Source organism: Williamwhitmania sp. (assembly GCA_035529935.1).
Classification (GTDB): domain Bacteria; phylum Bacteroidota; class Bacteroidia; order Bacteroidales; family Williamwhitmaniaceae; genus Williamwhitmania.
Window position 1 is genome coordinate 1 of record DATKVT010000126.1, and the last position, 13,508, is coordinate 13,508.

At 43.6% G+C, this 13,508-nt stretch carries 8 protein-coding genes; 5 read left to right on the forward strand and 3 right to left on the reverse strand.

Annotated features, from left to right (window positions below; all coding sequences use genetic code 11):
- Positions 1-4 precede the first annotated feature (4 nt).
- Complete coding sequence (locus tag VMW01_09800; GenBank protein ID HUW06545.1) at positions 5-2,101, reverse strand: PAS domain S-box protein; 2,097 nt, start codon at positions 2,099-2,101, stop codon at positions 5-7.
- 427 nt (positions 2,102-2,528) lie between these two features.
- On the opposite strand from VMW01_09800, the gene uvrB reads away from it, so the two are divergent.
- Positions 2,529-4,550 carry an excinuclease ABC subunit UvrB gene (gene uvrB, locus VMW01_09805; GenBank protein ID HUW06546.1) on the forward strand — a complete coding sequence of 674 codons (2,022 nt, stop codon included), beginning with the start codon at positions 2,529-2,531 and terminating at the stop codon, positions 4,548-4,550.
- A 15-nt stretch (positions 4,551-4,565) separates the two neighbouring features.
- Positions 4,566-5,711: a DUF819 family protein gene (locus VMW01_09810; protein HUW06547.1), complete on the forward strand. Its 1,146-nt coding sequence runs from the start codon at positions 4,566-4,568 to the stop codon at positions 5,709-5,711.
- Between the two features lie 9 nt (positions 5,712-5,720).
- Here the strand turns inward: VMW01_09810 and VMW01_09815 are convergent, their stop codons facing one another.
- Both VMW01_09815 and VMW01_09820 read right to left on the reverse strand, forming a co-directional pair.
- Positions 5,721-7,091: a BamA/TamA family outer membrane protein gene (locus tag VMW01_09815; protein ID HUW06548.1), complete on the reverse strand. Its 1,371-nt coding sequence runs from the start codon at positions 7,089-7,091 to the stop codon at positions 5,721-5,723.
- A gap of 196 nt (positions 7,092-7,287) precedes the next feature.
- Positions 7,288-8,715 carry a BamA/TamA family outer membrane protein gene (locus VMW01_09820; GenBank protein ID HUW06549.1) on the reverse strand — a complete coding sequence of 476 codons (1,428 nt, stop codon included), beginning with the start codon at positions 8,713-8,715 and terminating at the stop codon, positions 7,288-7,290.
- A 943-nt stretch (positions 8,716-9,658) separates the two neighbouring features.
- On the opposite strand from VMW01_09820, the gene hutI reads away from it, so the two are divergent.
- From hutI to ftcD, 3 genes are read left to right on the forward strand one after another with little or no spacing between them, the layout of a single operon-like run.
- Positions 9,659-10,918: an imidazolonepropionase gene (gene hutI, locus VMW01_09825; protein ID HUW06550.1), complete on the forward strand. Its 1,260-nt coding sequence runs from the start codon at positions 9,659-9,661 to the stop codon at positions 10,916-10,918.
- Between the two features lie 12 nt (positions 10,919-10,930).
- Positions 10,931-11,653, forward strand: coding sequence for a DUF4197 domain-containing protein (locus tag VMW01_09830; GenBank protein HUW06551.1), 723 nt, complete (start codon positions 10,931-10,933; stop codon positions 11,651-11,653).
- Between the two features lie 12 nt (positions 11,654-11,665).
- The gene (ftcD, locus tag VMW01_09835; GenBank protein ID HUW06552.1) at positions 11,666-13,357 is read left to right on the forward strand and encodes a glutamate formimidoyltransferase; all 1,692 of its coding nucleotides are present in this window, start codon (positions 11,666-11,668) and stop codon (positions 13,355-13,357) included.
- Positions 13,358-13,508 lie beyond the last annotated feature (151 nt).

Consider the following 13,508-nt stretch of genomic DNA (forward strand, 5'->3'; position numbering starts at 1 on the left):
GATCTTATGAACGCAGGTTGCCTCTCGTGGTGCGTATAGGTGACATCCATACTCTTGTATTGGTAAGGGATCCATCGGGTCGTATGAATTGCTTTTCAAGCGAGTAGTTTTCAATTTGTCTGGTAAGGATTTTGTGGACGAGTTTGTTTTCAGTTTCAACATCAACTTCCTGTGTGATTTCCATCCAAGTTGATCCCTTTAATTGTATGGGGTCTCTTCCCAGTATTTCACAGAGTTTATTGTTGAATGTTAGCCATTCGCCACTAATTGAAATTTCTGCAAATCCAACTAAGTTTGACTCAAAGAAACTCCTAAATCGATTCTCCCGATCAGATAGCTGTTGTTCCGCTTTAACTCGTTGAGTGATATCGTGCGAGATAGCATAGCAAATTTTTCTGCCTTTAACCAAAAATGAGGAGAGGGCAGTTTCTGCATAAATTGTTTCACCATTCTTTTTTCGATGCAGCCGTATGGACTCGCGCGCAAAGCCTTCGTCGATGGCGTGGCGGATCTGGAGTGCAGTCTTCTCCTCCTCAGCCGTTAAGATGGTGTAAGATTTACCAATAATTTCATCTTTACTGTAGCCATATAAGTCAGTAAAGGATTCGTTCACCTCCGTTATTTCAAGCTTGTCGAGGTCGAACATAACTACTGAATCAATATTGGCTGAAAAAAGGAAGCGATATTTCTCTTCACTTTCGCGCAACTCGCGTTCCTTTTCAAGAAGGTCGGTCATATCCTGGATTATTCCTCTAACCCGTACGGTTACTCCATTCTGTTGAATGGGGAGAAACTTGAGTAAAACTGTTTTGTGGCGGCCAGATGTGGTCTTAAGGGATATTAACTCCTGAATACTTTTTCCGTGGTCTAGACTCTGGTTCAGTAGCGACTTAAATATGGATATGCGGTAGTCGCCCGGAACCATACGCAAATCCTCAATTTGTGTTATGTCTTTCTGCGAAGGGAGGTCTAGAATTCTATAGGTTTCTTCGGACCAGTGAATGGTGTTGGTATCTACTATATAATCCCAGCTGCCAATTCGTGCAAGTTGCTGGGTTTGCTTCAGAACTTCCTCTTTTTCTGTAAGCTGAGCCTCCATAGCTTCTCTAATTGAGAACTCTTGAGTTAACAGTTGGTTGGCATTTTCGAGTTCGCTTGTTCTCTCTTTTATTTTCAGCTCAATGGATCGGTAGCCTTCGTCCAACTTTTTGAAAGCCTGCTTGCGCTCATCGAGGGTAGTAGTTACTATTAGGATTGTGCTTGCAAGTACAAGTTGGAATTGCTGAATTGCTAGAAATCGTAAAATAGGGGAGGCAATATTGAAAGGAGGAGCATCTTTAATTCCGCTATAGGTTGATAGTAGCCAAAATGTGAAAATCCCTAAAAAAACTAGTTGTTTTGGGTAGCGCGACGATATCCAAAGCATTACCGGAATGGAAATGAAAATGAGCGAATTGTAGAATGCTGCCGAAGTCAAATTGTTTTTGAGAATGAGTTCAACAATGACAATGGTAAGCAGGTATCCTGAAAGTTCTAAGCGTTGAGTGAAAGATAATCGTATTGAGATCAACTCTTTAATGGTGAGGAGGATTGGCACAATAATAATTATGCTTATAAAGTTTCCAAACCACCATGTGGTTAATTCGAATGAGAAGTTGAGGACATTGGCATGTTCCGTGAAAGGGATATAAAATGTGCCTAAAATAGCTGAAACCAAGGTTCCTGCAAGGGCTGCTCCAAGAAAGCGGAACGTTCTAGATGTATTTGTTAGAATGGAATTATAGTCCCCCTTGCCCAGAATTTGAATAACAATGAAAACTTCTAAAACATTACCCACCCCAGAAATAATTGAAAATATGCTAAGCAGAATTGATGGTGTGATTTCTGACGACATGGCCATGCCGTAGCTGCTAGCAACTGCACCGAAAAAGATGCCTGGAAGAATCTTGTAGCCATACCGCATTAGGGCAAACATTGCAAAACCACTGGCGGGCCAGATGGGCGAAGCAATTCCTTGTACCTGGCCAAAAAACATAATTGGCAAAGCAAGTAGAAGGTAGATGAGCGCTACTAATAAATTTTTGGTAAGATCTTTTACCATAAGTTGACAAGTGAATCTTTACATTTAACAACATTTCAGACACTTTGTCAAATTTATTCCACCAATTGATGGATTGCTGTTACTAACGCATTAATCTCGGTGGTCTTCATTTCATGAAATAATAATCTTAATCCTTTATCCTTATAATCATCGATCTTAAATTTTTTATTGCACTATCAATAGACTTCTAAGCATTGACCTATATGATTCCTTTGGAATCAGTAGTCGTAACCACAATTATTCTGGTTAAATTTGGCATTCTATTGGCGACCATTCTCTCATTTTCACTTTCTTTGCATTTGCTGCATGCTTTGGTAACATAGCGAGGCAGCTTGGTGGCGAACTTCCATGTTAAGTGAAAGGAAATGCTTTGGATGTTTGAGGTTTTTAACTTTTCACAATTGTTGAGTAATTAAGCTACGAAATAGTGGAGTTCAAAATTGTATCCGACTTTATCCCAACTGGTGATCAACCAGAGGCCATTGAACAGCTAGTGGCGGGACTTCAGCAAGGAGAAAAGTTCCAAACCCTCTTGGGCGTTACGGGATCGGGAAAAACTTTTACTGTTGCCAACGTTGTTGCTCAAGTTAATCGGCCAATGCTGGTGTTGAGCCATAACAAAACGTTGGCTGCTCAGCTCTATGCTGAGTTCAAAGCCTTTTTCCCCAACAATGCGGTGGAGTATTTTGTGTCGTACTACGACTACTATCAACCGGAGGCATATCTGCCCGTTTCGGATACATACATTGAAAAGGATCTCTCAATTAATGAAGAAATTGAGAAACTTCGGCTTAGTGCCACCTCTTCCTTGCTTTCTGGTCGTCGCGATGTTATTGTAGTCTCCTCGGTCTCGTGCCTTTATGGCATTGGTAACCCTGAGGATTTTCATGCCAATACGGTTGAGGTGGTTGTTGGAAGCAGCATGGGGCGGAACAAGTTTTTGAGGTTACTTGTCGATGGCCTTTACTCTCGCAATGAGGTGGAATTTAAGAGGGGAACATTTCGGGTTAAGGGTGATACGGTTGATGTATACTTGGCTTACGGTGATTTGGCTTATCGCATTATCTTTTGGGGTGATGACATTGAGGCAATACAGTCCTTCGACCCCATTTCAGGGCAAACCATTGGCGATTTTGACAAGGTTTTAATTTACCCAGCAAATATATTTGTTACCACCAAGGAGCGCATGCATAAAGCAATTCGCCAAATTCAGGATGATATGGTTAAGCAGGTGGAGCATCTTCGGTCACTGGATAAGCCCTTTGAGGCGAAACGGTTGCAGCAACGAGTGGAATACGATCTAGAGATGATTAAGGAGTTGGGGTATTGCTCTGGTATAGAGAACTACTCGCGCTACTTCGATGGTCGGTTGCCCGGAACTCGTCCATTTTGCCTGCTCGACTACTTTCCGGCTGACTTTTTGATGGTTATTGACGAAAGCCACGTTACCCTACCTCAGGTAAGGGCGATGTATGGTGGCGATCGTTCCCGAAAGGAAAACTTAGTGGAATATGGTTTTCGCTTACCTGCCGCGCTGGACAATCGTCCATTGAAATTCGACGAATTTGAAGCCGTTGTTGGCCAAACTATATTTGTAAGCGCCACTCCTGCCGACTATGAGTTGGCCCGATGCAATGGCGTTGTTGTAGAGCAGGTTATTCGACCAACTGGGTTGCTAGATCCTGTTATTGAAGTTAGGCCAAGCCTTAACCAGATTGATAACCTCGTTGAAGAAATTCACAAGGTGGTGGGCCTTAATGAAAGAGTGCTGGTTACAACACTTACCAAGCGGATGGCAGAGGAGTTGACCAAGTACCTTGCCAAGCTAGATATTCGCTGCGCCTATATTCACTCCGATGTCGATACTCTTGATCGGGTAGAGATAATGGAAAATTTGCGAAAGGGTGTTTTTGATGTGCTGGTTGGCGTTAACTTGCTTCGAGAGGGGCTCGATTTACCGGAGGTTTCGCTGGTTGCAATTCTTGATGCCGACAAGGAGGGGTTTCTACGATCGGCTCGGTCGCTTACGCAAACGGCAGGGCGCGCAGCCCGTAACATTAACGGCAAGGTAATTATGTATGCCGACAAGGTGACTAATTCTATGCAACTGACCATTGATGGAACCAATAAGCGCAGGGAGAAACAGCTGGATTACAATGAAAGGATGGGCATTACACCACAGCAAATTGTGAAGGGAATCGGGACAACGTTTGTCGGCATGAAGCCATCAGGACTCAAGGGCAAGGCCTATGTTGAGCCGGAGAAAATAAGCGTGGCCGCTGATCCCGTTATTGCTTTTATGAAGCCTGACCAGCTGCAAAAAACCATCGAAAAAGTTCGGATAAACATGGAGGCAGCCGCAAAGGAGTTGAATTTTATTGAAGCTGCCCGTTTTCGTGATGAGATGTACGACCTCCAAAAACTTCTTTCAACTCGCAAGGACAAATAGATAATTTCGCTTCAAATGAATGCTTTTCTACTTGTTCTCTTCTATTTTATTGCTCCCATCATTATCCTGAACTTATGTCACCGCATCCCATTTCTAAATAAGCTGGGTGCAGTTATTGTGGCATACATAGTTGGTCTACTGGCTGGAGTTTTTTGGGTAGGGCCAACCGGGTTAGTGAACGTCGCTAGCACTGTTAGCTCTGTTACCGTGCCGCTGGCTTTACCACTATTGCTTTTTTCTGCACAGCTAGGACAATTAAAAGGGCTTGCATTCAAAGGTGCAGTCGCCTTAATCACCGGTATTGCTGCTGTATTAATTGCCGTGATTCTTGGTTTCTTTTTATTGCGTTCAGGAGGAATGCCAGACCTATGGAAAGTTGCTGGATTGCTGGTTGGTGTATATACCGGAGGAACGCCAAACCTTGCATCACTAAAGCTTATGCTCAACGTTGACCCCAATGTTTACATTCTTGCCCACTCCTATGATTTGGTTGTATCGGCTGTTTACCTTGCTTTTTTAATGACATTTGGGCAACGCATATTTCGACGGTTTCTTGTTCCATTTCAGGTTGGAGCCAATGGTCGAGAGACGGAGGATGCCATTGGAAGCGATCCTTATTGGGGAATTTTCCGGCGCGAGAATATCTACCCGCTACTTCGGGTGTTTGTAGTAGCATTGCTCATTTTGTCCGTGGGTGTTGGCATTTCGTTTCTTTTTCCCGATCGGCAGCAAGTAGTGGCGGTTATTTTAATCATTACAACGTTGGGGGTGTTGGGATCCTTTGTTCCTCGTTTGTCAACAACTCCTTATACCTTTGAGCTGGGCATGTATTTTATACTCGTTTTCAGCGTGGCAGTAGCATCCATGGCAAGCCTTTCTGCACTTAAGGGAATAACGCCTCACCTTTTTATATATATGACCTTGGTTGTCTTTGGGTCGCTACTGCTACATTTTCTTCTAGCCAAAATCTTTAAGGTTGATGCCGATACGCTCATGGTAGTTTCAACCGCCTTAGTCTGTTCTCCTCCTTTTGTACCCATGATGGCCACAGCCATTAATAATAAGCGGGTAATGTTAGTGGGGATTGTTGCCGGTCTGGTTGGCTACGCCGTTGGTAATTATCTTGGCTACTTCACCGCAATAACGCTTTCCTCGTTTTAGAAAGTTTTTTTAAAAGAGGAAGTTCAGGGCAATGTAGAGTCCTTGATCCCCATCCTTTTTGGATACTGCCTTGCCGTAATCGATGGCCAAAATGAAGTTTTCGTTGAGGGCTATGTGAAGCCCACCTCCATATGATGCATGTAGGCGTTCGCTAACATCAGGGAAGTAGTCCCCGGGCTTGAAGGTTGGGTCTTCTGCCTGTGCAATGGCAATGGCTTTATCCTTATCAAACTTAACCTTTTGAACCACTCTACCCATATCGGTAAAGGCTGAAAGTGCTAAGTAAAGGTTCTGTTTCCATACTACGGTATTTAGAAACTTCCACCGCAACTCGAAATTCCCATAGGCCACGCCATCGCCAACCACCCGGTTGCGAAGAATGCCGCGCAGGGTTTGTGAACCTCCAAGCCCCTCAGATGTTGCCCTCCTTAGGTAAAGCGTGGCAAGGTTGGGTTTTAGGTAAAATGGAATGCTGCCAGCCAGCTTCAGCTGCGCCGCCAATCGGTAGGCGAAGGTTAACTTTCCTTTGATAATTGGGATGTATTGTCGATGAACTAGCGAGATGTTGAGGTGTTCGTAGTGGTCATTCCCAAGTAGGGGTTGGGCAATGCTCAGAATTGCTTCGCTCCACATTCCGGTGCTTGGGTTGGCCTCGTTGTCACGCGAATCGAATACGGTACCCAACCTGATGTAGGAGTTGAATCCACCATTCTTCTCGTTGGGGCCTATGATGCCCCAATCCACATATTTGTCATAAAGTCCGGGAACATTGGGTAGCTTATTTGCTTCGCTCTTGCCTTTGTTCAACTCGTCGACATTAACTGGTCCGGTTTTGAAATTGTAGAGTGAAATGCCTGCAGCCCAAAGCCACCTCTTGCCGCTTAACTTTCCTTGAAAATCAGAGGAGAAGCGTTCAATTTTGCGATCATACTTGTAGAATACTCGTGTTTTGTAATCAAGATTCCCCGCTGCATCATTGGTCCAAGCCTGATTGTAAGCAGCCTCGTATCCATTAAAACCATAAAAATCCGCAGCTTTATCGGTGAGGTAGCTCATGTCGGCGGTGACCCGAACCCCTGGTATTAAATATTTTGAATCGTAAAAAAGTCGATTGATACCGCTACCCTTGGTGTAGCGTGAAACTTCGGCATAAATGCTTTGCCTGTATACGGGGTAGGTGGTGCCATCGCCATAATAATAGAAGTTTACCAAACCTCCGTATTCCAGCCCAAGGTCGGAATCGTAAGCAATTACTGGTAGCGCACCAAAGGTCCATCCAGTTTTTATGCGTCCAACGGTAGAGTCGGCCACCTGTGCTTCAGTATTCCATGAAATTGCCAGTAGGGCAATGAGCATAAGTAATTTAGATGTTTTTTGCATCTTTTTTTTGTCTAAAATAACAATTTTATATTGAAATATATCGGTATTTCTCAATGGCAGAGGCAATAAGAAATGGTCTACATCCTATGCCTTTTTTAATTTAGTATCTTTTTCTGTAAATTATTCTTTGGGACAGCCTGTATTCATTATAAGCGATTACCTTATTTTATTCAGAATAGATAGGAAAGAACTGAAACTAGAATAAGAAGCTCATGGTGCTGTATATTCCTTGTAGCCCGTCCTGCGGTGAGGTGGCTCGTCCATAGTCCATGCCAAAAATAAAATTTTCGTTTAGGGCAATATGTAATCCGCAACCGTATGAAACATGGAGATGATCATTGGTATCTGCAAAAAAGTTACTTGCCTTAAAGGTTGGATCTTGCTGAGTTGCAATTCGAATGGCATTTTCTCTATCGAAAACTACCTTTTGAATAACCTGACCCATATCGGTGAATGCTGATAGAGCAATGTAGACGTTTTGACGCCAGATAATGGTTCTTATTGCTTTCCAGCGAAGTTCGAAGTTTCCATAGGCAACGCCATCCCCAACGATGCGGTTTCGTAGAATTCCTCTAAGTGTTTGAGCGCCACCCAAACCTTCAAAGGATGGTTTGCGCAAGTATAGTGTGGCAAGGTTAGGTTTTAGGTAAAAGGGGATGTGTCCCATCAACTTGGTTTGGAGGGCTAGGCGGTAGGCAAAGGTTAACATGTTCCTTATGAGAGTAAAGTACTGCTCATGGGTAATCGATAAGTTGACGTGCTCATACTGTTCATTGCCGAATTCTGGAAGCGCTATGTTTAAAATAAATTTACTGCAAATGCCATGCTGAGGGTTTGCCTCGTTGTCGCGGGTATCGTAAATGGCCCCAATTCTCGCATAGGTATTGAACCCACCATGTTTTTCATCGCCTTTAATAATTCCCCATTCAACATATCGATCATAAAGAGTTGGTATGGGGGGCTGATGGCTAGAACCATTACTGTTCTCGTTTAAATGATGCAGATTAACAGGGCCGGTAGTGAAGTTGAAAAGGGATATCCCCGCTGCCCATCGGAAAACTCGTCCAACTATGTCGCCTTGAATGTCTGTGGAGAAATATGAGATTTTCCGGCAATATTCATAAAATGCACTTGTTTTATAGTCAGGATTTCCGGTAGCATTGGTCGTCCAATTACGCTTGTATATTGCCTCATCACCATTGAATCCAAAAAAATCGGTGGCTCTGTTTACACTGTAACTCATGTCGGAGGTAAGTCTTATACCTGGCAAAAGGTTAGGCGAGTCGAAAAAAAGTCGCTTTATATCGTTACCCTTAGTGTAGTGTGAGACTTCCGCATAAAGACTATGGTGGTAGTTTGGATAGGTTTTGCCATCACCGTAGTAATAGAAGTTGACTAGCCCACCATATTCAACTCCAAGGTCGGAATCGTAGGCAATTATAGGAAGGGCACCTAATGTCCATCCAGTTTTTACCCGGTTGTAAGTTGAATCTGCTTGCTGAGCTTTAGTCGGTTGTGAAAGAGTTGCTGCAGCAATAGTCCATAGAATGTAAAGTAGCGGTTGCCTAAATGGTTTAACTCTTGGCCTAAGTTTACTTCTTTGACATGAAACGTATTTAGGCATACATTCTTGGATCAATTTCGCGGCTAAAGGTATATTATCTTTTTAAAGAAATAGCCTCCAACTTGCTTGCCAACAGGCTGAATTAGCACCATTGGAAGCCATGAAGATTGTATTGTTCAATGGCTGTGGCCAATCTTAGAAAAAGGCGGGAGATGAATATTGATAAATATCATCTATGAAATCATCCAATTTCTATTTTTGAATTCAGCGTGTGTCACCAGTTGACGCAACATTGATAACAATATTGAAGATAATATCAGTTGGCAGATTTCAACTTTTGCAATGGAGTGGCTAAAAGTTGAGTTGTCTTGCTCCATACCCGTTACACCCTATTTATTTCTGATAAGCTTTTTTGTAGTTTGACCTTGAGGAATATGTTATTCTAATCTACTCTTTGCCATTGGTTTTCAAGTTAAATACCACCCCTCAATGGATGGTCCCAATGTTAACTATTCTTGCTGCATTGCAAAAACCTTGTGGATTGTTGGTATTAGTAAAATGAAGCCTAAAGCGATTAGCATTGAAAGAAGAGGCACAAACCAGCGTAGCCAGTTATTATAGGGAATTCGAGCAATGGATGGCTCTCAAACCATTACCCCAAATGTTGGGGAGGCTAGGTTAGTAAAACCGCCTCCAATTTGGTAGGTTGTAAAGGTCGTTTGGCGTGAAATACTAAAAAGATCTGAGAGGAGAATTGAGACATTAACGGAGCGGTGAGTGCTGTGTTGGTTTAACCTGATACAATTGCTAAGTCCAGAAGGTTTTTGATAAAAATTATTCCATGAACATCCTACTCAAAAACTACACTTAAACTTGAACTTTCGCACTTCAATTACTCTCATGGAGCGCCTTCCCTAATCATTTCCGCAAACGGTTGCTATATAGCATCAATTGATAACGATGAATTAGCTATTTTCGTCACCAATAAGAAATACGTAATGTTATGAGGTTGTTGATTTTTAACATTAAGAAATTGGTGCAAGTTGAGGAGCAGCCTCGTATGCTTGTTGCCGGAAAGGATATGGCCATTTTGCCATCCATCGATAATGCCTTTTTGCTACTCAATGGTGAGCATATTGAAGACTTTGGGCCAATGGCCAAGCTGGATAAGCTAAGGAGCGAAGGTTTACAAATTGAAAAGGGTATCGACGCTACCGGCAGATTGGTGTTGCCTTCCTTTTGTGATTCTCATACGCACTTGGTGTATGCAGGAAGCCGCGAGATTGAGTATGTTGATAAAATACGTGGATTATCCTATGAGGAGATTGCTAAGCGGGGAGGGGGCATTCTGAATTCGGCAGCTCTGTTGCACAATACGGGAGAGGAGGAACTTTACATGGACGCCATGGAGCGCATTAGTGAAATTATCAGTTTGGGCACAGGTGCGGTGGAGATAAAGAGTGGCTATGGCCTTTCGGTAGAGGACGAGGTGAAGATGTTGAGGGTCATCCAGCGAATAAGAGAGACTTCTCCCATATTGGTAAAATCCACTTTTCTTGGTGCGCATGCAGTGCCGGCGGAGTATAAAGGACGGCAAACAGAATATGTCGATCTTATTATCAACGAGATGCTACCTCTTATTGCATCCGAAGAGTTGGCCGACTTTGTGGATGTGTTCTGTGATCAAGGTTTTTTTACCGTTGAAGAAACAGAACGCATTCTAATGGCTGCTATGAAGCATGGACTTCGAGGGAAAATTCATGCCAACGAGCTCGCCAATTCTGGCGGTATTCAGGTTGGTGTAAAGTATGGAGCTCTCTCGGTCGATCACCTTGAGTTTACTGGTGACAAGGAGATTGCCGCTCTGCTCGGCTCGGAAACCATGCCAACATTACTTCCCGGTGCAGCCTTCTTCTTGGGCATGAAATACCCTCCTGCCCGTAAAATGATTGACGCTGGATTGCCAGTTGCCTTGGCCTCCGATTATAATCCGGGATCGTCACCATCTGGAGACATGAAGTTTGTGATGTCGCTGGGGTGCATCAAAATGCGAATGACACCCGAGGAGGTTGTAAATGCAACTACGCTCAACTCAGCATACGCTATGGACCTTAGCGATGTTGTGGGAAGTATTGCACGAGGAAAAATTGCCAATTTCTTTATTACTAAGCCTATTCCTACGTTAGAATTTTTGCCATACGCCTACACTTCAAGGCTTGTGGATAAGGTTTTCCTTCGGGGCAAACAGATAGAAAAACAGTAAAACCTACACCTTATGAAAAGAATAGTTGGAATTCTGATTGCCATTTCACTGGCTGGATGTGCTGAGTTGAGTCAGCTGCCTTTATCACAATTGCCTAACGTTACAAGTAAGCCTGCTGCGCTAACCAACGACGAAATCATCCAAGGGTTGAAGGATGCACTGCGAGTTGGAGCTGAGCATTCGTCCGACATCGCTTCAAGGGTTGATGGCTTTTATAAGAACCCTCAGCTGTTTATTCCATTTCCGGATGATGCCATTAAGGTGAAGAATACGTTGGAGAAAATTGGAATGACCAAGCAGGTGAATGACTTTGTGCTTTCGCTCAACAGGGCTGCTGAGGTGGCGGCTAAGAGTGCTGCTCCTATATTTATTCAGGCCATACAAAACATGACCATACAGGATGCCCTTGGTATTCTAAAGGGGGGAGATAATGCAGCAACATCCTATCTGCGCGATAAAACTTACGACCAACTGAAGCTGAAGTTTAAGCCAATTGTTGCGCAGTCTATTAATAAGGTAGAGGTGACGAAGTATTGGAGTCCACTTGTATCGGCATACAATAAAACGACCTTTCTTTCTGGAAACGAGCATGTTAATCCTAACTTGGAGGAGTACATTACGGAAAGGGCTATAGATGGGCTATTCAAACTCATTGCCAAGGAGGAGCAATCAATTCGGAAAGACCCAGCCGCCAGAGTGACGGACATTTTGAAAAAAGTTTTTGCAAACCAATAACAATAAACGTACATGGAAAGGAAGTTGATTGAGTGCGTTCCTAACTTTTCAGAGGGGCGTGATATGACCATCATTAAGCAGATTACTAATGAAATAGAGGCGGTGGAGGGTGTTAAGCTCATTGACGTTGACCCTGGGCAAGCCACCAACCGCACAGTGGTAACCTTTGTTGGTACACCCGATGAGGTTGTTGAGGCTGCATTTCGAGCAGTAAAAAAAGCCGCTGAACTCATCGATATGACCAAGCATAAGGGAGCTCACCCTCGGTTTGGTGCCACGGATGTGTGCCCATTGGTCCCCGTAGCTAACATAACTATGGACGAAACAGTGGAGTATGCGCACAAGTTAGCCAAGCGTATCGGGGAAGAGCTCCAGTTTCCGGTGTATTGCTACGAGAATGCAGCCTTTATGGAGAAACGAATGAACCTAGCCTACTGCCGTTCAGGGGAGTATGAGGGATTGGCCGAAAAGTTAGCAAAGCCTGAGTGGAAGCCCGATTTTGGTCCATCTAAATTTGTTGCTAAAACGGGTGCCATTGCTGTTGGTGCACGTAACTTCCTCATTGCCGTAAACTTCAACCTCAATACCACCTCCACTCGGCGTGCCAACGCCATTGCTTTTGATGTAAGGGAAAAGGGTCGACCTGTAAGAGAGGGAAATCCTTTTACTGGTAAAATTAAGCTTAACGACCAAGGGCAGGAGGTTTGGATTCCCGGCACTTTGGCAGGGACAAAGGCCATTGGCTGGTTTATTGATGAATACGGGATTGCTCAGGTTTCAATGAACATTACCAATATCGCCACAACTCCCTTGCACTTGGCCTTTGAGGAGGTCTCCCGCAAAGCTGCAGACCGCGGAATCAGGGTTACTGGAACCGAAATAGTTGGCGTAGTGCCGTTGAGTGCCCTTGTGGATGCCGGAAAATATTTTTTAAAGAAGCAGCATCGCTCCACCGGGATTTCCAATGAGGAGATTATAAAGATTGCTATTAAATCCATGGGGTTGGATGAGCTTTATCCATTCGATTCGAAAAAGAAGGTGATAGAGTACCTTATAATAGAGGGTTCCAAAAAGAAGTTGGTTGACATGGACCTTGTGGCCTTTGCCAACGAAACGGCATCGGAGTCTCCAGCGCCTGGTGGCGGATCCATAGCTGCCTATATGGGGGCGATGGGTGCTGCTTTGGGAACAATGGTGGCCAACCTCTCCTCGCACAAGGTAGGTTGGGATGAGCGGTGGGAAGAATTTTCTGACTGGGCCGATAAAGGGAAATACTATATGGATCAGCTGCTTAGCTTAGTAGATGAGGATACTGTTGCCTTTAACCGCATTATGGATGCGCTTTCCTTACCCAAGAAAACGGAGGATGAAAAGTTGGCTCGTAAGCAAGCAATCCAAAATGCTACTCGCTATGCTATTGATGTGCCATTCAAGGTAATGCAGCTTTGCTACGGGTCAATGGAAGTTATGAAGGCTATGGCCGAATTTGGCAATCCAAACTCCGTTACCGATGCTGGTGTTGGAGCAATTGCTGCCCGATCTGGCGTTTATGGTGCTTTTTTGAACGTTAAAATCAACTCTGCAAGCCTTAATGACAAGGAATTTGTGGCAAAAGTGGTAGCCGATGGTCAAATTATTTTGGAAAAATCGCAGGCCTTAGAATCCATAATATTGGATATTGTGAACAAAAAAATTACGATTTAAATATTTGATAAACAATGGTATGGAAAAAGGATGTTGGCACTTATACCCTCAGGTAACAATTTGATAATGCTGCGAAAACATTGCTTCAGCTAAAAAAAATTAACAAAAAATTGTTACTGTGTTCTCATTTTGCTAAATTGGTGCTGTTAAA